The sequence below is a fragment of the Winogradskyella sp. PE311 genome (genome assembly GCF_046545555.1).
In the GTDB taxonomy this organism is placed as follows: domain Bacteria; phylum Bacteroidota; class Bacteroidia; order Flavobacteriales; family Flavobacteriaceae; genus Winogradskyella.
This window is the reverse complement of the sequence record NZ_JBHZTH010000004.1, coordinates 116003-137374: the sequence shown is the minus strand read 5'-3', so window position 1 is coordinate 137374 and position 21372 is coordinate 116003. Positions and strand designations below refer to the sequence as shown.

The 21372-nt window shown below is 30.6% G+C and carries 24 protein-coding genes; 15 read left to right on the top strand and 9 right to left on the bottom strand.

Annotation, left to right across the window (positions count from 1 at the left end):
• Positions 1-12: 12 nt before the first annotated feature.
• Together ACFWU4_RS13265 and ACFWU4_RS13260 are read right to left on the bottom strand one after the other, a co-directional pair.
• Positions 13-960, bottom strand: coding sequence for a DUF5694 domain-containing protein (locus ACFWU4_RS13265; RefSeq protein ID WP_411128668.1), 948 nt, complete (start codon positions 958-960; stop codon positions 13-15).
• 93 nt (positions 961-1053) lie between these two features.
• Positions 1054-1851 carry a LytTR family DNA-binding domain-containing protein gene (locus ACFWU4_RS13260; protein ID WP_411128666.1) on the bottom strand — a complete coding sequence of 266 codons (798 nt, stop codon included), beginning with the start codon at positions 1849-1851 and terminating at the stop codon, positions 1054-1056.
• Positions 1852-1920: 69 nt separating this feature from the next.
• On the opposite strand from ACFWU4_RS13260, the gene truA reads away from it, so the two are divergent.
• Complete coding sequence (truA, locus tag ACFWU4_RS13255; RefSeq protein ID WP_411128664.1) at positions 1921-2706, top strand: tRNA pseudouridine(38-40) synthase TruA; 786 nt, start codon at positions 1921-1923, stop codon at positions 2704-2706.
• A 55-nt stretch (positions 2707-2761) separates the two neighbouring features.
• Here the strand turns inward: truA and ACFWU4_RS13250 are convergent, their stop codons facing one another.
• Both ACFWU4_RS13250 and ACFWU4_RS13245 read right to left on the bottom strand, forming a co-directional pair.
• Positions 2762-3187, bottom strand: coding sequence for a hypothetical protein (locus ACFWU4_RS13250; RefSeq protein ID WP_411128663.1), 426 nt, complete (start codon positions 3185-3187; stop codon positions 2762-2764).
• A 139-nt stretch (positions 3188-3326) separates the two neighbouring features.
• Entirely contained in the window at positions 3327-3548 is a 222-nt protein-coding gene (locus ACFWU4_RS13245) for a hypothetical protein (RefSeq protein ID WP_411128661.1), read from the bottom strand.
• A 251-nt stretch (positions 3549-3799) separates the two neighbouring features.
• Between ACFWU4_RS13245 and ACFWU4_RS13240 the strand changes: the two genes are divergently transcribed.
• The 6 genes from ACFWU4_RS13240 to ACFWU4_RS13215 all read left to right on the top strand — a co-directional run bounded on the left by ACFWU4_RS13240 (position 3800) and on the right by ACFWU4_RS13215 (position 8649).
• A complete protein-coding gene (locus ACFWU4_RS13240) occupies positions 3800-4297 on the top strand; it encodes a Dps family protein (protein WP_411128659.1) in 498 nt (165 codons plus the stop codon).
• Positions 4298-4356: 59 nt separating this feature from the next.
• Positions 4357-5259 carry a mechanosensitive ion channel family protein gene (locus tag ACFWU4_RS13235; protein ID WP_411128657.1) on the top strand — a complete coding sequence of 301 codons (903 nt, stop codon included), beginning with the start codon at positions 4357-4359 and terminating at the stop codon, positions 5257-5259.
• Between the two features lie 100 nt (positions 5260-5359).
• On the top strand, positions 5360-5524 hold the full coding sequence (locus ACFWU4_RS13230; protein WP_411128655.1) for a DUF1328 family protein: 165 nt from the start codon (positions 5360-5362) through the stop codon (positions 5522-5524).
• A 50-nt stretch (positions 5525-5574) separates the two neighbouring features.
• Positions 5575-5742, top strand: coding sequence for a hypothetical protein (locus tag ACFWU4_RS13225; RefSeq protein WP_411128653.1), 168 nt, complete (start codon positions 5575-5577; stop codon positions 5740-5742).
• 94 nt (positions 5743-5836) lie between these two features.
• Positions 5837-7966: a hypothetical protein gene (locus tag ACFWU4_RS13220; RefSeq protein WP_411128651.1), complete on the top strand. Its 2130-nt coding sequence runs from the start codon at positions 5837-5839 to the stop codon at positions 7964-7966.
• Positions 7967-7971: 5 nt separating this feature from the next.
• Entirely contained in the window at positions 7972-8649 is a 678-nt protein-coding gene (locus tag ACFWU4_RS13215; RefSeq protein WP_411128649.1) for a DUF2461 domain-containing protein, read from the top strand.
• Here the strand turns inward: ACFWU4_RS13215 and ACFWU4_RS13210 are convergent.
• On the bottom strand, positions 8646-9059 hold the full coding sequence (locus ACFWU4_RS13210) for a glyoxalase (protein ID WP_411128647.1): 414 nt from the start codon (positions 9057-9059) through the stop codon (positions 8646-8648). The two genes, ACFWU4_RS13215 and ACFWU4_RS13210, sit on opposite strands and share 4 nt — an antisense overlap.
• Before the next feature lie 175 nt (positions 9060-9234).
• Here ACFWU4_RS13210 and ACFWU4_RS13205 point away from each other — a divergent pair, with 175 nt between their 5' ends.
• Together ACFWU4_RS13205 and ACFWU4_RS13200 are read left to right on the top strand one after the other, a co-directional pair.
• Positions 9235-10110: a DUF72 domain-containing protein gene (locus ACFWU4_RS13205; RefSeq protein ID WP_411128645.1), complete on the top strand. Its 876-nt coding sequence runs from the start codon at positions 9235-9237 to the stop codon at positions 10108-10110.
• Positions 10111-10115: 5 nt separating this feature from the next.
• Positions 10116-10511: an acyl-CoA thioesterase gene (locus ACFWU4_RS13200; protein ID WP_411128643.1), complete on the top strand. Its 396-nt coding sequence runs from the start codon at positions 10116-10118 to the stop codon at positions 10509-10511.
• Here the strand turns inward: ACFWU4_RS13200 and ACFWU4_RS13195 are convergent.
• Positions 10508-11746 (bottom strand): mechanosensitive ion channel family protein, encoded by a 1239-nt coding sequence (locus ACFWU4_RS13195; protein ID WP_411128641.1) that lies wholly within the window; start codon positions 11744-11746, stop codon positions 10508-10510. The genes ACFWU4_RS13200 and ACFWU4_RS13195 overlap by 4 nt on opposite strands.
• On the bottom strand, positions 11739-12029 hold the full coding sequence (locus ACFWU4_RS13190) for a DUF3817 domain-containing protein (protein ID WP_411128639.1): 291 nt from the start codon (positions 12027-12029) through the stop codon (positions 11739-11741). The genes ACFWU4_RS13195 and ACFWU4_RS13190 overlap by 8 nt, the downstream gene beginning before the upstream one ends.
• A gap of 132 nt (positions 12030-12161) precedes the next feature.
• Between ACFWU4_RS13190 and ACFWU4_RS13185 the strand changes: the two genes are divergently transcribed.
• The 5 genes from ACFWU4_RS13185 to ACFWU4_RS13165 all read left to right on the top strand — a co-directional run bounded on the left by ACFWU4_RS13185 (position 12162) and on the right by ACFWU4_RS13165 (position 17543).
• Positions 12162-14630, top strand: coding sequence for a zinc-dependent metalloprotease (locus ACFWU4_RS13185; RefSeq protein ID WP_411128637.1), 2469 nt, complete (start codon positions 12162-12164; stop codon positions 14628-14630).
• A gap of 5 nt (positions 14631-14635) precedes the next feature.
• Positions 14636-15091 carry a hypothetical protein gene (locus tag ACFWU4_RS13180; RefSeq protein WP_411128635.1) on the top strand — a complete coding sequence of 152 codons (456 nt, stop codon included), beginning with the start codon at positions 14636-14638 and terminating at the stop codon, positions 15089-15091.
• A gap of 6 nt (positions 15092-15097) precedes the next feature.
• Positions 15098-16360, top strand: coding sequence for an NAD(P)/FAD-dependent oxidoreductase (locus tag ACFWU4_RS13175; RefSeq protein WP_411128633.1), 1263 nt, complete (start codon positions 15098-15100; stop codon positions 16358-16360).
• 190 nt (positions 16361-16550) lie between these two features.
• Positions 16551-17006 carry a cold-shock protein gene (locus ACFWU4_RS13170; RefSeq protein ID WP_411128631.1) on the top strand — a complete coding sequence of 152 codons (456 nt, stop codon included), beginning with the start codon at positions 16551-16553 and terminating at the stop codon, positions 17004-17006.
• Between the two features lie 69 nt (positions 17007-17075).
• Positions 17076-17543, top strand: coding sequence for a GyrI-like domain-containing protein (locus tag ACFWU4_RS13165; protein ID WP_411128629.1), 468 nt, complete (start codon positions 17076-17078; stop codon positions 17541-17543).
• Here ACFWU4_RS13165 and ACFWU4_RS13160 read toward each other — a convergent pair.
• On the bottom strand, positions 17533-19752 hold the full coding sequence (locus tag ACFWU4_RS13160; protein WP_411128627.1) for a DNA topoisomerase 3: 2220 nt from the start codon (positions 19750-19752) through the stop codon (positions 17533-17535). The genes ACFWU4_RS13165 and ACFWU4_RS13160 overlap by 11 nt on opposite strands.
• 61 nt (positions 19753-19813) lie before the next feature.
• Positions 19814-20746, bottom strand: coding sequence for a peptidoglycan DD-metalloendopeptidase family protein (locus ACFWU4_RS13155; protein ID WP_411128625.1), 933 nt, complete (start codon positions 20744-20746; stop codon positions 19814-19816).
• A gap of 155 nt (positions 20747-20901) precedes the next feature.
• Between ACFWU4_RS13155 and ACFWU4_RS13150 the strand changes: the two genes are divergently transcribed.
• A complete protein-coding gene (locus ACFWU4_RS13150) occupies positions 20902-21321 on the top strand; it encodes a PepSY-like domain-containing protein (protein ID WP_411128623.1) in 420 nt (139 codons plus the stop codon).
• The last annotated feature ends 51 nt before the right edge of the window (positions 21322-21372 follow it).

The window sequence follows — 21372 nt, the reverse complement described above, 5'->3', positions numbered from 1 at the left end:
TATTCAGAAAGTTTATTCACCAACAAGAACTATTTTTAAATTAGGATAGTTTTCTTTTAATTCTTTTTCAAGTCCGATAACGTGAGATGCACCAACTAATACAATATTACGCTCTGAGCTTGAGGCGATAACTTGTTCTGCAATGTTTTTTGCCATACGTTGGTTGCGCTCATTCCAGTAGCGTAGTCCTTCAGTACAGCCATCAGTTATAACTTTTGCATATTCAAAAGAACTCATCTTATGCAAACGCTCTAAAGACTTTCTTTTGTTTGTATGATTTCCTAAACCTCTAAATATTGCTGGAAAAATAGAAGAGTTATAGGCTTTTTTATTCAACTTAGATATTATATTATTATTACCGTTTTTTTGACCCTCTTTAGAACATTTTGCCCAAGCATTATGGTATTCTCCATTCGTTTGTTGATCATCCATAGATGTTAATAACTTCATATCTTTTGATAAAGCTAACTTAAAGGTTAAGTCACCATCCTCGTGTCGTGTAGGGCTTTTGGAACCGTTAACTCCATTCTTCTTAATATATGTATAAAACTCATGATTAGCATTATCTCTATTATAAGCAAAAGTGGTAATCATAAAATCTAAATCTTCTGAAGACATTTGCGAAAATGATTTGTTTAATATTGAATTGTATTTTTCTGTATTTGGTACAAATGACTTTTGTATAGAGTCTGATAAATAATAGAATGCTTTATAATTTTTAGACCATCCATCTTTAAGATATTCCCAACTACTGGTATCATTTCCTCTAGGGCTTTCAACATATATAGCTGTAGGATTATAGTTAATAGCTCTTCTTAGCATAGGCTTATAACTCTTTTTAACTATTTTGGGAACGGTATGCATTGTACCTACGATTAAAATTTCCTTTTGTTCTTTTTGAGCATTTAATCCTAATAATGAAATCAATGAAATTAAAATAAATGTGATAATAGTTCTCATAATAAATTGTTTTTTGTTAAACTTTCTTGAAACAAATTTACTTATGGAAATCCTATTAAATCAATAATAACAGTGCTTTGGGGCGAAATGACTTTAGATTGTGGTAGAATGCATGATGTCTTTTACAGACTTAAGGTAAGTTTTTGATATTGGTACTTCAACATCATAATTTAATAAGAGAAAATGTTTTCCGTTATCTGTTTTCCATTGTTGATAATGAAAAGGATTAACCAAATACGAACGATGCGTTCGTATTAAATCGGAAAATTCTTGATCAATTACAGATAGCTTATTTCTTATCAATGTTTTTTTAATTGTTTTCGAAGACACATAAAGAACTTCAATATAATTATCTGAGGATTGAATACATATTATTTCATTTAATTGTAGTCTTAAACCCTCATAATTGCCTTCTCCTTTAATTTCAATTTTTTGATCATCTAAACGTTTTTCATGATATTTCCCAAAGGCAAATCTGGCAATAATAATTATAGGAAGTATAGTGGCAATTGCGGGCAGAAAAATAGATATTAACATATACCCTAAAGTATATGGGTTTTGTTGACCAATCATTACCACATAAAGATAATAGCCTCTAGCTATAACAATTGTTACTATAGAAAATATTAATAGATATAATACCTCATTAAAAACTGTCCAATTTTTATTAAACCTTTTATATAAGTAATATTGAAATGGTAAAAACATGAGGTAACAAAATCCACCTAATAAGCCATAACCTGGTAAAAACACTAATTTCTCGTTAGTATTAAACTCGTTAACGTCTAAAGGTTCTGTGAAAAACAGAAACACAAATATCCATATGGCTAATAATAGGCCTATTATGAGATGGTGTTTTAATAAAGGATCGAATGGGTATTTTTTTTTCAAGATTATATTTTGAATTATAAAAATAAGCATTGCTTTTGGAATCTTCAATAAAATAACGTTCTTGCTACCATGTTTGATAAACGATTTTATTACCTCATAAAAATTCAATATTTAGGCTATCGTTTTCATGGTTGGCAAAAACAGCCAGATGTAAAAACGATTCATCTAATGATTGATAGAACATTAAAGTATATTTTAAAAGATGTGCGTTTTAAAACATTAGGAGCTGGGAGAACGGACGCTATGGTCTCTGCCAACGAAGCAGCTTTAGAATTATTTATTTATAATGAACCTTTAATCGATTTTGACGCATTTTTAAATCTTTTTAATCACAATTTACCACAAGATATTAGGGCGTTATCTATAAAGGAAGTTGATAAAGCGTTTAATATCATACAAGATTCTAAGTTAAAAGAGTATCATTATGTGTTTTCACAAGGAAAAAAAAATCACCCATTTTGCGCACCGATATTAACCACAATACTAGAACCTCTGAATATTTCATTAATGAAAGAAGGTGCCAAATTGTTTGAAGGGTCGCATAATTTTAAAACATATTGTTACAGAGCAACTGATAAAGGTCAGTATTTTAGAACTATTGATTCTTCAGAAATTATTGATAATAACATATATACTGCTAATTTTTTCCCTGAGCATTCGTATGTATTTAAAGTTGTAGGTAAGGGGTTTATGCGTAATCAAATTAGATTAATGTTTGGATGCTTAATTAAATTAGGAAGAGGAGAGGTGACTCTAGATTACATTGAAAACACATTACAACAAGACAGCACTGAAGTTATGGATTACATTGCACCTGCATCGGGTTTAATATTACATTCGGTTAATTTTCAATAAAAAAAGGTACTAACATTAAGTAAGCACCTCTTTTAAGATTGGTTGGTTATATTATTTAATTAAGCCATCCTTTTGCAGTAGAGCTTTTAGAAAAGAAAATTAATAGAACACACACCAGAATAACTAAAACTGGCATTACAATTTGTGCACCAGTCATTTTAACATTGGCAAAAAGATAAAAATGTTGAACAATTGCACCAATAGCAGAAATAACAAAAAGTGGATGTGCCCATTTTTTCCTAATTAATAATGCAATACAGCCTAATGCGCCACAAAACACTGCCAAAGCGAATGCTGCTGTATACCACGCAGGATATTCCATTAAAAATTCTGCTTGTTGTTCTTCGGGTAAAGCAGCGATCATTTCGTCTGTAGCGAAAGCTTTACCTAAGTAGGCCATTACACCTAATCCATTCCATACAAGTGCTAATACACTTACCACCCAAAACCAAATAGGTGGTTTGTTAATTGAATTTGTCATAATAAAGTTGATTTTATTAGTTAGTTATAATTTCAATTTATGAAAAAAATAATAAAGTCTTATTTATTACAAACATCTTAAAACCTAAAAAGGGTAGAAATAATTTATTTCTACCCTTTTTAAATTCGATTATATATAGTTAGCTCACTACATGTAATTTTGGCTCCTTATCAACAAACTTTCCGTTAACAGATTCTCCTAAAATAAGTACTTCTTTAGAACGCTCGTACATTTTTATTGCACGATGCATCTGTAATTTTGTGCCACTATAGAGTTTTACTCCTGATCTTGAGCCTTTGTTTCGGATCTCAATATAGTAACCGTCCTTTAGTTTTGTTGGTCTTGTTGCTGGTCTACCCATAAAATTAGTGTGTGTTTTAAAAGTACTGCATGATAGTAAAAATTCTTACAACTCACAAGTTAATTACAAGAATTATAAATTAAGATACTAACACGTTAAAACCCTTTAACACTTAACGCTTTCTTTAACAAAACTTTTTGTTAATAGAGGTACTGCGTTGTTAAACACTGTTAAACCACTTGACAAAAGTGTATATCGCTATATATTAAGTATAGACGAAATTAATAACAATTAAAATTTTAAAAATAATTATGAGTTACTTGAATATGAATGATGACAAATTATTACCAACTGTGGTAGAGTTAAATACTTTATTAGCCGATTATCACATATATTACCAAAATCTAAGAAATTTTCATTGGAACATTTTAGGTGAAAACTTTTTTGAGTTACATGAAAAATTTGAAGAATTATATACAGATGCTAGAATAAAAATCGATGAAATAGCAGAACGTATATTAACACTAAGATATCATCCGATGAGTAATCTTAAGGATTACTTGGCTACAGCTTCTATAAAAGAAGTTTCATCTAAACAATCTGATAAACAAATGGTAATAGCCATTTTAGATAACCACTCAACACTATTAAAGCAAATGTCTAAAGTTATCAATAAGGCAGAAAATAGTCATGACGAAGGAACTACTGATTTAATTGGCGCTTATATTAGAGAGTTAGAAAAAAGTAGTTGGATGTTAGACGCATTTACAAAAGAAACAACTTCACAATTGAATGAGAGCGTTATCTAGTAATTAGAGTAAATTTTAAATAAAAATTTTAATTAACTAGAAAACAATCAAAACAAATAATGAAAGAACAATTTAGTACAGCATTAGAAAATTTAATTGAAAAATTACAAGGCTGGTTTAATACAACAATAGAATATATTCCAAACTTTATCCTAGCGATATTAGTAATGACAGCATCTTATTTCGCTGCCAAATACATAAGTAGATTAGTAGGAAAGTTAGTTGGTAAAAAAGTAGAACAAGATTCAATTAAAAATGCAATAGCAAGAGTATCTGCTGTTATTGTAGTGGCCTTAGGATTATTTATGGCTCTCGGTGTTATGAATTTAGGAAAAGCGTTAACCTCTTTATTAGCAGGTGCTGGAGTAGTAGGTTTAGCTATCGGTTTAGCACTTCAAGGCACTTTGGCTAACACTTTTGCCGGTCTTATTTTATCGTTCAGAAAGAAGATACAAATAGGGCATTGGGTAGAAACTACGGGTTTTTCGGGAGAAGTTATAGATATAAACCTAAAAGATTTTACACTTAAGGAAGCTGATAATAATTTAGTCGTAATACCTAATAAAACAATTTTAGAAAATCCATTAAAAAATTATTCGCTTACAACAAGAATGAGAGTGTTCTTAGAATGTGGAGTAGGCTACGAGTCGGATCTAGAGTATGTGCAAGACTTAACAAAAAATACTATTGCTAATACTTTTAATCAGGTAGAAACGCCTGACGATGTAGAATTTTATTATACAGAATTTGGGGATAGTTCAATTAACTTCTTATGTCGTTTCTGGATTGATGCAGAAAGTATGCTCGAGAAATTAAAAGCAAAAACTACAGCTATTATAGAAATTAAGAAGGCTTATGATAAAGAAGGAATAAATATCCCTTTCCCAATTAGAACTCTTCAGTTCGATAATAAGTTAAGCGTTAAGTCGCCAGATATTAAAGAAGCTTTTTCTACTAATTAAATTTCATAAAATAATTTAAAATTCAGAATTAATCTGAAACACATTGGTGGTCTGATAATCAGATTTACCATTAATACTAATCATTAAAAAATTTAAAAAAATGTTACGTTGGACAATCACATTTATAATAATTGCAATAATTGCCGGAGTTTTAGGATTTGGCGGAATAGCAGGAGGAGCAGCTACTATAGCTAAAATATGTTTCTTCTTATTCTTAATACTTTTTGTATTGTCTTTATTTAGAGGCTCATCAAAAAAAATCTAGAGACGTGTAATTAATATATTTAATAATTTTAAACATATAAAACAATAAAAATGAAAAAATTCACATACTTATTTATAGCACTATTTAGTTTAAGTTTAATAACTACAAGTTGTAGAGAAGAAAAGTCTACAGGCGACAAAATTGAAGAAGCAGTTGACGAAACTGGCGATGCAATAGAAGATGCGGCAGATGAAGTTGAAGATGCTGTTGATAACTAAAATTAAATTTACATAATCAATTAAAAGCCATCAAAACTGATGGCTTTTTTTTATTTTTATAAAAAAAGAGAATTTATTTAAACTAAAATAATTAATGTCAATAAAAGACATCTTAAAAGTGCTTTTGAAACTTTACTTAAGGATAAAGCCGAAAAAAAACTTCTATTCAGTTAGTGGATTATTAATGGCATTTATTCTAGCCGAATTCAGTAAAATTAACGATTTTTTGCCAAATCTTCTCTCATACTATTTTGAGAAAATCCAAAATAAAATTTTAAAAGAAATTGTTCAGTTACTCATTTCATATTTCCAAACAGATTTTCAATTACTTATTGTTTTATTAGTATTAATAATTTTATTTATATTCTTCTATTTTAGAAATCTGGAATTAAAAAGTTTCATAAAGTTTAATATAAATAGTAAAAACGGTAATTACTATTTAAATTATGAGGTTAAGGGAGTTGAGGCTCAAAAAGATATTAATGTAGATTTATTAATAAATAAAATTTTAAAAAAAACGGATAAACAATTAAAAATTAAAGAGAGTCAACTTAAAATAATAGAGAAAAAAAAGGGTTTATTTAATGAACAATATCAACAATTAGCTGATAGAGTATCTGCTTTAGAAACTAATGATGATGAAATCAGAGTAGAGCTTCTGAAGTATATAGAAAATTTTAATGGTAAAAAAATAACAGAGTATTCAAGAACATACATAAATGCATTAGATAATTTTCTTCATGGAAAAATTGATTTATCGGTTAAATTATTGTCAGAAAATAATATTGCTAACGAAAAAAGTTTAAACTCAAAAAAAAACTTGCTTTTATTAAAGTGCAGAATTCTTCAGTTCGTTGGGAAGTTTGATGAAGTTGATAGTATTTATAAGAGAACATTAAGTTTACTAAACGAAGAAGATTATAAAACTATCATTGAATACGCTGTTTTTTTACACAATCAAAATCAATACTCTAATTCAATTTACTACTATAAGAAAGCAGAATTATTAGCAGATACTCCAGTTAGAAAATCTGAAGTAGCGCATAATCTTGGTATTTTATACAAAGAGAATTACGAATTTAATTTAGCCATGAAACAACTTGGCGTAGCTCTATTAATTAGAGAAAAACAAGTTGAATTTGGCTTAAAAAGTAATATTACATCTTTAATAAATACATTAAATAGTATTGGAAATTTACATGCTAATGACAGCCCACTTATAAACTTTGAGTTAGCGGAATATTATTTTTTACGAGCTATTGAATTATCAAAAAAACTAGTTAAAGATGAATCTACCAAATCTAATGAAGAACTGATTTTTTCATTGTTTAACTACTCAAATTTAACTGCAAAGTCTTTTAAATATGATTATAGTATTAAGACCCTAAAAGATGTTTTAGATTCCATTGATGGTTTGGAAAATTCTTCAACTGAAAAACTTATAAGAGTTAAGGCACTGATTAAGCATAATATCGGTTATTATCATATCGAAAAAAGAAACTTTGCCATTGGTATATCATATTTAGAAGATGCAATTGATATTTTGTTAGAGTTATTTAAAAATAACAGAAAAAGATTTTTCGTAGACTACTCTAAAACTCTACATAATTTAGCTTATGGACAGTCAGAATTAAATCTGTATGAAGACACGAATAAAAATTACCAATTAGCAATAAAAATAATGAAAAGTTTTATGGATAATAAAAATTCAAAGCACCTACTCATTTTAACGAATATATGTAAGGATTACGGGGAATTTTTATTTTCAGAGAGTGGCGAGTGTAGGGAAGGTTTAGTACAATTAGAAAAAAGCTTAGATATAAGTTTGGCATTAGTAAGAAAAAACCCTAGACAATTTTCAATACTTTATGCACAATCATTAGCTTCCTTAGCAAGTTTTCAAACTTTGTGCTTTAAAAATTATCGATTTGCAATTGAATATTACGAAAAAAGTTTAGAGATTTATTATAACCACATTAAACTTACTAGAAATACAAATGCAGTAGATATGAAAATTTGCGATATATGTCACAATATTGCTACATTATATAAGCATTTATATAGTAAAAATCAAGATGAGTCTTACAGAAAACATAGTTTAAGATATCTAGATAAAGTAAAGGCTATACTTGAAAAGTATGATCAAATAGATAAGCCCAATGGTTTTGAAAGAGCTTTAGAAGATTTAAATGATAAATATTCGTATTTTAACTATAAACTATAACCTTTATGAAAACAACTATTCCAAGAGAAACACTAGCGTTTTTTAAAAAGTTATCTAATAATAACAATAGAGATTGGTTTAATGCCCACAAACCAGAGTTTAAAGCTATAGAGGCTAAAGTTAAATCTGCTTATAATCACTTAGGCGAATTAATGAATGCACACGATAAGATTGAGAAAATTAAAATCTTCAGAATATATAGAGATGTTAGATTCTCGAAAAATAAACTTCCATATAAAACGCATTTTGGTGGTTCCTTTGCTAGGCACAAACCAGAACTAAGAGGTGGATACTATTTACACATTCAACCAAACAATGAATCTTTTATTGCAACAGGGTTTTGGAACCCAAACAAAGAAGATCTATTCCGAATTAGAAAAGAATTTGAAATGGATGATAGCGAAATAAGAGCTATTCTTAATAATAAAACTTTTAAATCAACATGGGGAGGTTTTGTTGGTGACGAACTTAAAACTGCACCAAGAGATTTCGACAAACAGCATCCGGCAATAGATCTGATAAAAAGAAAACAATTCATTTTTACTAAAAAGTATTCTGATAAAGAAGTGTTATCAGAAGATTTCTTAAATAAAGTGAATACATCATATAAGATAATAAGACCATATTTTGATTATATGAGCGACGTCCTCACCACCAATCTTAACGGGGAATCTTTACTTTAAACGGCTTTTAATACTTCGTTTACAAATAATTGAACGCTACTGATAAGACGTTCTTTAACAATATTCATTATACGTTTATTTAGTGCAGATGAGTTTTTAATATATAAACTATATTCTTCTGTAGTAAACTGACCTATAACCATACCTTTTACAGAATTTCTAAACTTCATGTCCTTATGCACTGCGTTCTCTATGTAAACTAATTGTTTTGGTAAAGATAAATCGTAGAATACATTCTTTCGCTTAGTAATATAGTTGCTGAAAACTGCTATTAATAAGGAGTGTTGCATCTTTATAATAGGTCTTAAAGTCGCATTTTGAAATAACTCTTCAGAGCCCATATTATCATATACTTTCGCTGAAGCAATTGTTGGTCTTATTGACAGAAGGTCTTTTGTTCTAGAATCCATAATGTTTTTACCTTAATTATATTCTAAATTTAAGTATTAAGTAATCGCATAGAATTGTAAAGAGAATATCTTGTTAACGGTCTTATCAACAAAACCAATTTTCGAATTCAAAAATGTTATAAATTTCAAACCATTCTGAAACAATTAACCTTTATCTTTGAGTAAATTGTTAAGTATGAAATTCGGAAGAGTAGACAATCCGCAAGACATAGATTTTACTTTGCCAGAAGATCATCCTGATACTTTAAAAACACTCAACAAAAATGCGGCTGACAACATAAACGTATTTGTTGGCTGTGCAAAATGGAATAGAGCAGATCTACAAGGCTTTTATCCACGTGGCACTAAAGATGATTTAGAATACTATTCGCGACAGTTTAATGCCATAGAATTAAATGCAACATTCTATAGAATTTTTTCACCAGAACAGTTTTCAAAGTGGTACAGCAAAACACCAGAAAACTTCCGGTTTTTCCCAAAAATGAATCAAGAGGTAAGTCATTGGAAACGACTTAATAAAGATATCAACCCTGTTATAGATAATTATTTAAACAGTGCTATAAATCTAAAAGAAAAACTAGGTTGTATATTTTTACAAATGCATAGTAACTTTTCTCCAAAGGATTTTAATAGAGTTATTGATTTTGCAGAAAGTTGGCCAAGAGAAGTGCCATTAGCAATGGAGTTTAGAAATACTACTTGGTATAATGATACTGGAATTGCTGGGGAATTATATCAACTTTTAGAAGAAAACAATATTTCTAATGTAATTGTAGATACTGCAGGAAGGCGAGACATACTACATATGAGGCTAACTAATTCTAGAGCATTCATTCGCTATGTGGATACTAATCATAATATAGATTATGAAAGATTAGATGATTGGGTACAACGCTTAAAAAAATGGAAAGCTAACGGCATTAATGAGGTTAATTTCTTCATACATCAAAACATAAAAAAAGAATCACCTTTACTTTCGGCGTATTTAATAGAACAATTAAATACCGAAATAGGAACAAATTTAAAAGTACCTATAAAAAGTCAAAATTAAATAAAATGAGATTTCATACAAGAAAATGGGTGAAACCCGAAGATTTAAATCCTAATGGTACACTATTCGGAGGTCAGCTTTTAGCTTGGATTGATGAAGAGGCTGCATTATATACAATTATACAATTAGAGAACTCTAAAATTGTAACCAAATATATGTCTGAAATTAACTTTATGGCATCTGCTAAAAAAGGTGATATTGTAGAGATAGGTATGGAAGTTGTAAAGTTTGGAAAATCTTCATTAACAATGAAATGCGAGGTAAGAAATAAGATGACAAGAGAAACCATCCTAACCGTAGATAACATTATAATGGTAAACCTAGGACCTAACGGCAAACCAAAACCGCATGGCAAAACTCGAGTAGAATTTGTAAGTGAGCGATTAAAGGAAGACGATTAGTTTTTTATGCCCAAAGACAGTTCGTAAATTTCTAAATCAAAATACTTTACAGCAGCTAAAGTGTGATCAAAAATATCACCTAATATATATTCATAGTTTTCCCACCGTTGATCTTTACTAAAGGCGTAAATCTCCATAGGAATTCCTTGTGGTGTAGATTCTAACTGACGTACCATTAAGGTCATATCTTTATTTATTGCGGAGTGATTTTCTATATACGTTTGTAAATATTTCCTAAAAACACCAAAATTGGTCAAATTTCGTCCGTTAATTAAAATCGTTTTATCAATATCATTTTTAATATTGTGCTGCTCAATTTCCGAGTTACGGTCTTCTAAATAGGCAGATACCAATTGAATTTTCTTAAAACGCTTTATATCATCTTCCGTTAGAAACCGAATTGTAGAAGGTTTAATGATTACAGACCGTTTAATGCGTCTACCACCAGAAGCTTTCATTCCTCGCCAGTTTTTAAACGAATCAGAAATTAAAGCGTATGTTGGGATTGTTGTGATCGTTTTATCCCAATTCTGAACTTTAACGGTTGCTAAATTAATTTCAATAACATCACCATCTGCTCCGTATTTCTCAAAAGTAATCCAATCACCAATACGCACCATATCGTTTATAGAAACCTGTATGCTCGCAACAAAACCTAAAATAGTGTCCTTAAATATTAATAATATTACAGCAGACGCAGTTCCTAAAGTAAAAGCAAACTTTATAAAAGTAACACCTGTGAGAATAGAGAAAATACCAAACACCCCTAGTGTCCAAGCAAAAATCATAAACACCTGCATGTATCTATCTACAGGCTTATCTTTATAAGCGTCTAATGTTTTTAGATAGTCTTTAATTGAATTTAATAAGCTTCTAATTATGCGAAGTGTTAAGATAATAGCAATTATTTTTAACGTTTTTTCAATTATATTTTCTGAGTACTCATAATCCGAAAAAACTTGCGGTACAAACTCCACAAGAATTAAAAGCGGAATAATATGAGCCACATTTCTAGGTAGTTTGTTATTAATTAAGATGTCATCAAAATTAGTTTTAGTACGTTTTGCTACACCTGAAGAAAATTTCCAAAGTAAACGTTTAGTGATATAATCAACTATAAAAGCGACTACTACTAATGCAATAAGTAGTCCTAACATATTGATGAGCTTTGCATTATTTACCGTAAACCCGTTTTTAATAAGCAAATCGTATATAAAGTGTCGTATATTATCCATTGGATTTTAAATATTTTCTATCAATATAAAATGTACCAAAAGGAATGATTGAAGCTAATAAAACAATCCACAAAGTTTTTGAATTCCACTTCATATCTTTTGAGATAAAAATTGCGAAGACGATATATGCCATAAAAAGAACGCCATGAGGCATACCTAATAGTTTTACATATTGTGGGTCATTCGCTAAATGCTTTAAAGGTGTCGCAATAAAGAGCAGTAGGATATAAGAAATGCCTTCTAATAAAGCAATAATTCTAAAAACGGACAACAATTTTGGCATGTTACTAATTTTCTGCAAAAATACTCTAGAATTGAATAAAACTAGCTCTTTTTAACAGGATTTAAGAAATAATTTAAAACTCTAATTGTATTAATTATCTTTATCAAATCAATAAAAAATAGACCAACACAAATGAAAAATCTTTTAACCTTAGCACTTTGCTGTTTTTTTATGTTCTCTTGTGCAACAATGAACAAACAAGTAAAGACTAAAAATGCAAAAACAACTCAAATTAAACCGCCAGTACCTAAAAAGAAACAAGGTAAAATTAAAGATTACGGTAAAGTAATTACAAAAGATGCAGTTACTGATAACGGTTTATTCGATGTACATTTAGTAGGTGAGAAGTATTATTACGAAATTCCAATGACGTATTTAAATAAGGATATGCTTTTGGTAACGCGTTTAGCAAAGCTACCAGCTAATTTAGGTGGAGGGTATGTAAATGCAGGAACAAAAACTAATACCAGAATGATTAATTGGGAACGTTTTAAAGATAAAATACTAATAAAAGAAAAATCTTCTAGTGCAGTTGCGGCAGACAGTCTACCGATCAATGTTTCTGTAAGATCAAATAATTATGAGCCAACATTATACGCTTTTGACATTGCAGCATTTTCAAAAGATTCTTCTGCTGTAGTTATCGATGTCACTAATTTTTATAGCTCTGATGTAAAAGCTATAAGTGGTTTAGGTGCACGTTTACGTACAACATATAAGGTTAGAAATTTAGATAAATCTAGAAGTTTCATTAATACAATGAAAAGTTTCCCAGAGAATATAGAGGTTATTCAAGATTTTACTTATAATGCAACAAATCCTCCAGTAAATACGGGCGATCAAACTATTAGTCTACAGGTTAACCAATCAATGATTTTATTGCCAGAAGTACCTATGCAGCCGCGTTATTTTGACGAACGCGTTGGTTGGTTTACACTAAGTCAGTACGATTATAGTAGTGAAGAATTAAAAGCAGATAGAAAGACGTATTTAAGAAGATGGAAATTAATTCCAAAGGATATTGAAGCTTACAAAAGAGGAGAGCTTGTTGAGCCTGTAAAACCAATAGTTTATTATTTAGATCCTGCGACACCTCAAAAGTTTAGATCCTACATGAAAGAAGGTATTGAACTTTGGCAAAAAGCATTTGAAGCTGCAGGCTTTAAAAATGCAATTATTGCAAAAGATCCGCCATCAAAAGAAGAAGATCCAGATTTTAGTCCAGAAGATATTAGATATTCAGTTGTAAGATATGTAGCAAGTACAACACGTAATGCAACTGGTCCGAGTGTGTCTGACCCAAGAAGCGGTGAAATTATTGAAAGTGATATCATATGGTACCACAACCATTTAAGATCCTACAGAAATAGATATATGTTAGAAACTGGTGCTGCGAATCCGTCTGCACGTACTTTAAATACACCTGATGAAGAAATAGGCGAGATGATGAAGATGGTTATTGCTCATGAGGTTGGGCATACTTTAGGGTTACCTCATAATATGAGTGCCAGCTATGCCTATGATGTAGAAAGTTATCGTGATGGAGCTTTTACTCAAAAAAACGGCATTGCTGCTACTATAATGGATTATGCACGTTATAATTATATTGCACAACCTGGTGATACAAATATTCGATTTGTGAGACAATTAGGGCCTTATGATGATTATGCAATTAATTTTGGTTACAGATATATTCCTGGTGCTAATTCAGCCGATGCCGAAAAGGAAACACTCAATAGCTGGGTAATGGAAAAAGCTGGTGACCCAAAATATAAATTTGGAAAGCAAAGTAGCCGTTTCGATCCTACTGCACAAACTGAAGATATTGGTAACAATAGTATAAAAGCAAGTACTTATGGACTTAAAAACTTAAAAATAGTAGCTAAGAACTTACCGAGTTGGACAAGTGATAAAACGAATAATTATGGGGATTTATCAGAATTATATGGCGAAATGCTTGGTGTTTGGAGTCGTTACATAGGCCATGTAGTTACACATGTGGGTGGAGTAGTAGAGGACACCAAAAATCCAACCCAAGGCGGTTCTGTCTATAATCCTGTTGACAAAAGTTATCAAAAAGCAGCAATTCAATGGTTGCATAAAAATGCATTTGAAACACCAAATTGGTTGCTAGATGGTGCTATTCTAAAAAATATTAGTTACGCTGGTTATACGGACCGTATGAGAGGTTTACAAAGCAGACATTTAAATAACTTATTGAACTTTGAACGGATTGGCAGACTTATTGATCATAAAGTTATGGATGCTAAAAACTATTCAGCTTTAGATATGTTAAAAGATGTGCGTATGGGTATTTGGAAAGAATCTAATACTGCATCTAACGTTGCTGTTTTTAGACGTAATTTACAACGTGTATATTTAGATAGAATGATTTACTTAATGACACAAGATTTAGAACCAAGGCGCAGTAGGCAATATTTTAATGTTAATCAATCTGACGTAAGGGCTTTAGTTAGAGGTGAGTTAAATCAGTTAAAAAGTGTATTAAATAATGCCTCAAGACGAGCAATAAATACAGAAACCAAATACCATTATAGAGATTGTATTGAAAGAATAAACAGTATATTAGATCCAAAATAGTAACAATGAAGAATCTTATTTTATTAGTATTATTATTTTCCTTTTCCGCTACTACATATAGTTGTGCGCAAACAAAAGCAACTCAAAAGGAGAAGTTTCAATCAACGTATAATAGTGTGAAGTCAAATGTGAAGTCAAAAGCCTATAAGTTTATTGGCGAAGTTGTATATAGTAACAAGGATAGAACACTTTTAGAAGGAGATAATAACGAAATCACAATAGCAAAAAATGAAGCTTCTGGTTTTATAAAAGCATTAGTTAGTTCAAAAAATGTGGATGTTTCTGGGGTAATAGAAAATTATTTGGTTTCATATGACGATGACAAACAACAAATCTCAATAAAATTTGAAATTAAGAATGACGAATTTTATATAGATATAAAGCCAAATGGTAATGCATTCTTAACATTTAAATCTGGAACTGATTATATTACACAAGTCGGTAAAATAGAAAAGCTTTAGAATAAATTGAATCTGAAATCTTATAAAATTCACATAGTAGGCTCAGGTATATCTGGTCTAATTGCTGCGAAAACTTTGGAAGCCCAAGGCTTTGCTCCAAAAATTATAGAGGCAACAAGTCGCGTAGGAGGTCGCGTTAAAACAGATTTAGTTAATAATTATCAATTAGATCATGGTTTTCAAGTACTGCTAGAAAGTTACCCTGAAGCGAAAAAACATTTAGATTACGAGGTGTTAAGTTTACAAAAATTTAAACCTGGTGCTGTAATTTTTAAAAACGGTAAATCTCAAACTATTGGCGATCCCTTGAGAGATTTTAGTCTTTTTTTTCCCACTTTAAAGGCCACTGTAGGCACATTAAATGATAAACTTAAAATACTAAAACTGAATACATCTTTAAAAAGAAAGTCTATTGAAGATATATTTGAAAGTGAAAATAAGTCAACATTCCAATACTTAAAAGAAAAAGGTTTTTCCGATGGTATAATTTCTGACTTTTTTAAGCCTTTCTTTTCAGGTATTTTTTTAGAACCTAATCTAGAGACCTCTTCTAGGATGTTTGAGTTTGTTTATAAAATGTTCGGTGAAGGGTTAGCCGTTTTGCCCAAGGAAGGAATTGGAGTTATTGCGGAACATTTACTATCTCAACTCAATCAAACAAAAATATTTTATAATTCTAAAGTAAAATCGGTTACTACAAATAATATTACATTAGAAAATGGGGAGCAATTAGATACGGATTACACCATAATAGCAACTGAGCCAAATCTTATCGTGCCAGATTTAGAACGTAATACTGATTCTTGGAAATCGTGTTATAACCTTTATTTCGAAGTTAAAAACAAAGTCATCAAGGGTGCGTTAATAGGGCTAATTTCTGATGCAAATGCAATTATTAATAATATTTGTTATTGTAATAATTCCGGAGTTAATAATTCTTCAGACAAACAATTGTTGTCAGTAACTGTAGTTAAACCTATAAAATTATCAGAAAAGGAGTTAGTTAAGCAAGTAGAATCCGAACTTCAACAATTTTGTAATATTTCTACAAGCAATTTTGTAAAGATGTATCATATAAAAAAGGCACTACCAGATTTAGAGTATTTACGAGCAGACATTGATCCTAAAGACACAAAACTAAAATCAAATATTTTCTTAGCTGGTGATTACCTTCTTAATGGATCTTTAAATGCAGCAATGATTTCTGGAGAAAGAGCTGCGGAAGGCGTTCTAGAAAGCGTAAAAGAGGATAGACTGTTGAAAACTTAAGCTGATAAAATAAATTTTCATCAAAAGAATCTGTATCTTTGTTACAGAATATAGAAAATATCTACACTTAATAATCTTTTCCTGAGATTAAGTTTTTAAAGATGCGACCCAAGAATGTGTTAATTAGTTTTAACTGCTTTGCATTGTAAATATTTTCAGAAATTGCATTTATAAATTTTTAAAATAACGAATGGGTAGATCACAACAGACATTTAGTAAAAGCGAAAAAGAGAAAAAGAGATTAAAAAAGAGAGAGGATAAGCGTAAGAAGATGGAAGCGCGTAAACTCGAAAAAGAAGAAAACGGAACTGGAGGAATTCCTTTAGCTTACGTTGATCATAATGGTAATCTAACAGATACACCGCCAGATCCTTCAATGAAGATAAAGGTTAAGGCCAAGAATATCGTTCTCGGTGTGCCGCAAAAAGAGGATAGCGACGAAGAATGGGATCCAGTAAGAAAAGGAAAAGTGTCATTCTACGATAGTTCTAAAGGTTTCGGTTTTATAATTGACACAGAAACTAATGAAAAACACTTTACGCATGTTAGTGGTATTATTGATGATATTGCTGAAAATGATAAAGTTACTTTTGAATTAGAGAAAGGACAACGTGGTATGAATGCCGTAAAAGTAAAACAAGCTTAATTCTACGTTTCAACAAATATATACAAGCCATTATCTTATTGATAATGGCTTTTTTTTAGCTTAATTCTTATGATCGCAACTATAGAAAAACGTTCTAGTAAATATGTTTTAGGTATGAAAAGCTCCATGCATCACAATGAGTTTGGTAAAATTGTTGAATTATGGAAGCGCTTTATGCCAAACCGTAAGTCAATTATAAATGCAATTAATACTGAATATATAGCGCTTCAAGTATATGATGATTTTAATAATTTTGAATCAGCTTTTGATATTTGGGCTTGTGTCGAAGTTTCAGATGTTAATAATATACCGACAAATATGAAAGCATTTATTATCCCTGAAGGTGAATACGCCAAATTTCTTCATAAAGGAATGGATGCCTCGGCTACTTACCAAAAAATTATGAGAGAATGGTTACCTACTTCTGGTTATATAATAGATGATAGACCACATTTTCAGGTGATGGGGGAGAAGTATAAAAATGGAAGTTCAGACTCGGAAGAGGATTTTTATATACCTGTGAAGCCTAAAAATTAACTCTAAAATCACAGCCCAATTTGTAGTTACTGCAGCCAAAAGCAGCTTTGCCTTTTAAGACTTTACCATTCTTACATTTAGGGCATACATCATCTGCTTTAATAGCTTTTAATGTAGTTTGCTTCGGTTCGAGCTTTAGTTTAAAATTATTATCAAAACGTAATAATCCCTCAATAGAGTTTCCATCAACTTTAAAACTTTTTAAATTTACGGTAGAGCCTTTGCTTAATAATCTCATAAACTGGTTGTCAGAGATCTTCTTATTTCCAAAGCTAAAGGGTAAAGTAAAGTCACAACTCTTGCCATAAAGATTGCATCCATAGGCTGATTTTCCTTTTAAAAGTTCACCAGTTTTACATTTAGGGCAAGAGCTACCCACGAGTTTTTGAGTTTTTATTTTTGATTTGGACTTTAAAACTTTATTTGGCTTATTATTTACGGCAGAAATTCTGGTTTGCACCTTTTCACTCCGTACTTCATATACTAAGGCTTCCACCATACGCTTCATTCCTTTAATAAATGCATTAGCACTAATCTTACCTTTTTCAATATCTTTTAATTGCTTTTCCCATGAGCCAGTAAGTTCAGCGGATTTAAGTAATTCATTTTGAATCGTATCAATTAACTGAACACCTGTTATAGTAGGTATTAATTGCTTTTTATTACGTTTTACGTATTTGCGTCTAAACAGTGTTTCGATAATATTAGCTCTAGTAGAGGGACGGCCAATACCATTTTCTTTCATTAAATCGCGCAACTCATCATTGTCTACCTGTTTTCCAGCTGTTTCCATTGCACGGAGGAGAGAAGCTTCAGTAAATTGATTAGGTGGTTTTGTTTGTTTTTCTAAAAATGAAGGTTCGTGAGGTCCTTTTTCACCTTTTTTAAAAGTTGGTATTAACGATTCTTGCTTCTTATTAGATTTTTCGGTTTCAAACACCACGCGCCAACCTTTAGATAAAATTTCTTTACCTGTAGTCTTAAATTTTACATCAGCTGCCTTTCCTAATACGGTTGTATTAGAAACTTTACAATCCTCATAAAAAACGGCAATAAATCGTTTTACAATAATATCATAAACCTGTTGCTCATTATATTGTAAGTGCGTTTGCATTCCTGTTGGTATAATAGCATGGTGGTCCGTCACTTTTTTATCATTAAATACACGTGTTGACTTTTTAATTTTTTTATCTAAAAGAGGTGATGTAAGTATTTTGTAATCAATAAGTTTTGATAAAATTCCTTTTACTTTAGGATAAACGTCATTTGGTAAAAAAGTAGTATCAACTCTAGGGTAAGTTACTGCCTTTTTTTCATATAATTTTTGAGCAATTTTTAAAGTTTCGTCTGCTGAAAATCCAAATTTTGTATTGCAATAGACCTGTAAACCTGTTAAATCAAAAAGCTTTGGAGCATATTCTGTTCCTTTCTTTTTGGTGATAGAAACAATTTCAAATTCGTGTTCTTTAACCTTATTGGCTAAAATTTCACCATCTTCCATTTTGAGAAAACGTCCCTCTTCATAGCTAAAAAGTGTATCTCTATATAGGGTTTGTAATTCCCAATAGGGCTGTGGCTTAAAATTTTCTATCTCCTTAAATCGATTAACAAGCATCGCCAATGTAGGAGTCTGAACTCGCCCAACAGATAATACCTGTTTATAACCACCATGTTTAACTGTGTATAATCTTGTAGCATTAATGCCTAACAACCAATCACCAATAGACCTTGAAAAGCCTGCATAGTATAGATTATCATAATCTTCAGATGATTTTAAATTATTAAAACCCTCTTTAATGGCTTCAGTTGTTAATGACGATATCCATAAACGTTGAACTTTCCCCTTATAATTTGCCTCATTAATTACCCAACGCTGAATTAATTCTCCTTCTTGCCCAGCATCACCGCAGTTAATAACAACTTCAGCTTTATCGAAAAGACCTTTTACAATTTTAAACTGTTTTTTAATCCCATCATTATTAGAAACTTTAACCTGAAATTTTTCAGGAAGCATAGGCAGATTATTCAAATCCCAACTTTTCCAATAGGGTTTGTAATCTGCTGGTTCATAGAGTGTACATAAATGTCCAAAAGTGTATGTAACGGCGTAGCCATTGCCCTCATAGTAACCGTCATGCCGAGTTGTGGCACCTAATACAGAAGCAATTTCTCTTGCAACACTTGGTTTTTCTGCAATACAGACTTTCAAATTGTAAGTAGTTTAATGAAACTGCAAAGTACAGAAATTTATAATTTTTGAAACGAATTATTTAGAGTTCTAAAATTAACTTTTGGCCAATTCTTAAAGTAGAAGACCTTTTAATTTTATTGGTTCTACAAATAGAATATATAGATGTATTATTTCGTTTAGAAATGCGCGATAACGTATCGCCTTTTCTTACAATATATACTTTTCGTTCTTTTTCTAAACTTGCTAAAGCAGCTTCTTTAGTTTTGTAGAGACTAAGTTTTGTTAATTTTTTCGAGCTATGATGACTTGGTCTTGTCCATTTTTTTGTAACCCAAAGCTCATTAGACCTAATTTTATTTGTGCTATCGAAATTAAATAGATAATCTGGATGTATGTATTCTCCTTTATAACTTGCTACTAAATGTAAATGACTACCTGTAGATCTCCCAGTATTACCTCCTTTACCTAAATATTGGCCCTTTCTTAAAGTGTCATTAGCTTTTACACCGATATGAGATAAATGCGCATATGTTGTTTCCAAACCATTAAAGTGGCGAACCACCACTGTTTTACCGTGGCCACGGCTATAGCGCGCAAAACGCACAATACCACTTAAAATAGAAACAACAGAGTCACCAGTTACTAAATCTATATCTATGCCTTTATGTGCACGTCCTCTTCGCCAACCATAACGTGATGTGATTACTTTTTTATATAAAATAGGTGAAGCATAAAAACTGTCTTTGAAAACTACTTTTATAGGGAATTCTGTAGTAGAATAACGATAAGGATTGTACGCTGTATTATCCCAGTATTCTGATTTTATATCAATAGGAGCCTCGTAAACTCTATTATCAATCGAATTTAGAGGGATCTCAATTTCATCAATCAAGAATGTTTTTTCAGCAGTAGTTGAAACCTTAATTTTAATTGACTTTGATAAGCTGTCGTCTTGCGCTGTAATGATAGAGGGAATGCAAATTAATGCTATGCATAACAGAATGTACTTCATTTATAACATAATTGATTTAAAAATTGAAACGTAAATATAATACTAATATTATTTTCCAAAATAAATATGAATACCTGAAACTATAAGGTCTTGTTAAATCTTTGTAGTTACGAAACATTATTGTTAAGTTATAGTAACAAAAAATTAAGTGAACTATGAGGAAGATACTAATTATACTATTAATTGTAACATTTAACTGTAATAAGAGCATGAACGCGCAAGCTCCAGAAGCTGTGAAAAAGACGTTTAAATCTAAATATCCAAATGAAAACGACCCAGATTGGCATAAAGATAGTCATGGATATTATGAAGCACACTTTAAGATAGATGGTGTTAAATATAGAGCAGATTATAATGCAGATGGCACTTGGGTAGAGACCGAAACAAGTATAGAGAAAAAAGATTTACCTAAAGCTATTAAAGCCATTATTAAAAGTAAGTATGATGACGAATCTATTTCGGAAATTGAAAAGGTAGAAAGTGCTAGTAAAGGATTATTTTATGATGTAGAATTTAAGAGAAAAGGAAAGAACATGGATGTCGAGTTTAAGGCCGATGGTACTATAATTAACTAACAATAAATAGAATAAATAAAAAAAGCATCAATATGAGTTGATGCTTTTTTT

Excerpts from the sequence above, each read along its gene's own strand:
- ACFWU4_RS13265 (WP_411128668.1), bottom strand. The coding sequence starts at position 960 with ATGAGAACTATTATCACATTTATTTTAATTTCATTGATTTCATTATTA.
- truA (WP_411128664.1), top strand. The coding sequence starts at position 1,921 with ATGTTTGATAAACGATTTTATTACCTCATAAAAATTCAATATTTAGGC.
- ACFWU4_RS13250 (WP_411128663.1), bottom strand. The coding sequence starts at position 3,187 with ATGACAAATTCAATTAACAAACCACCTATTTGGTTTTGGGTGGTAAGT.
- ACFWU4_RS13245 (WP_411128661.1), bottom strand. The coding sequence starts at position 3,548 with ATGGGTAGACCAGCAACAAGACCAACAAAACTAAAGGACGGTTACTAT.
- ACFWU4_RS13240 (WP_411128659.1), top strand. The coding sequence starts at position 3,800 with ATGAGTTACTTGAATATGAATGATGACAAATTATTACCAACTGTGGTA.
- ACFWU4_RS13235 (WP_411128657.1), top strand. The coding sequence starts at position 4,357 with ATGAAAGAACAATTTAGTACAGCATTAGAAAATTTAATTGAAAAATTA.
- ACFWU4_RS13230 (WP_411128655.1), top strand. The coding sequence starts at position 5,360 with ATGTTACGTTGGACAATCACATTTATAATAATTGCAATAATTGCCGGA.
- ACFWU4_RS13225 (WP_411128653.1), top strand. The coding sequence starts at position 5,575 with ATGAAAAAATTCACATACTTATTTATAGCACTATTTAGTTTAAGTTTA.
- ACFWU4_RS13220 (WP_411128651.1), top strand. The coding sequence starts at position 5,837 with ATGTCAATAAAAGACATCTTAAAAGTGCTTTTGAAACTTTACTTAAGG.
- ACFWU4_RS13215 (WP_411128649.1), top strand. The coding sequence starts at position 7,972 with ATGAAAACAACTATTCCAAGAGAAACACTAGCGTTTTTTAAAAAGTTA.
- ACFWU4_RS13210 (WP_411128647.1), bottom strand. The coding sequence starts at position 9,059 with ATGGATTCTAGAACAAAAGACCTTCTGTCAATAAGACCAACAATTGCT.
- ACFWU4_RS13205 (WP_411128645.1), top strand. The coding sequence starts at position 9,235 with ATGAAATTCGGAAGAGTAGACAATCCGCAAGACATAGATTTTACTTTG.
- ACFWU4_RS13200 (WP_411128643.1), top strand. The coding sequence starts at position 10,116 with ATGAGATTTCATACAAGAAAATGGGTGAAACCCGAAGATTTAAATCCT.
- ACFWU4_RS13195 (WP_411128641.1), bottom strand. The coding sequence starts at position 11,746 with ATGGATAATATACGACACTTTATATACGATTTGCTTATTAAAAACGGG.
- ACFWU4_RS13190 (WP_411128639.1), bottom strand. The coding sequence starts at position 12,029 with ATGCCAAAATTGTTGTCCGTTTTTAGAATTATTGCTTTATTAGAAGGC.
- ACFWU4_RS13185 (WP_411128637.1), top strand. The coding sequence starts at position 12,162 with ATGAAAAATCTTTTAACCTTAGCACTTTGCTGTTTTTTTATGTTCTCT.
- ACFWU4_RS13180 (WP_411128635.1), top strand. The coding sequence starts at position 14,636 with ATGAAGAATCTTATTTTATTAGTATTATTATTTTCCTTTTCCGCTACT.
- ACFWU4_RS13170 (WP_411128631.1), top strand. The coding sequence starts at position 16,551 with ATGGGTAGATCACAACAGACATTTAGTAAAAGCGAAAAAGAGAAAAAG.
- ACFWU4_RS13165 (WP_411128629.1), top strand. The coding sequence starts at position 17,076 with ATGATCGCAACTATAGAAAAACGTTCTAGTAAATATGTTTTAGGTATG.
- ACFWU4_RS13155 (WP_411128625.1), bottom strand. The coding sequence starts at position 20,746 with ATGAAGTACATTCTGTTATGCATAGCATTAATTTGCATTCCCTCTATC.
- ACFWU4_RS13150 (WP_411128623.1), top strand. The coding sequence starts at position 20,902 with ATGAGGAAGATACTAATTATACTATTAATTGTAACATTTAACTGTAAT.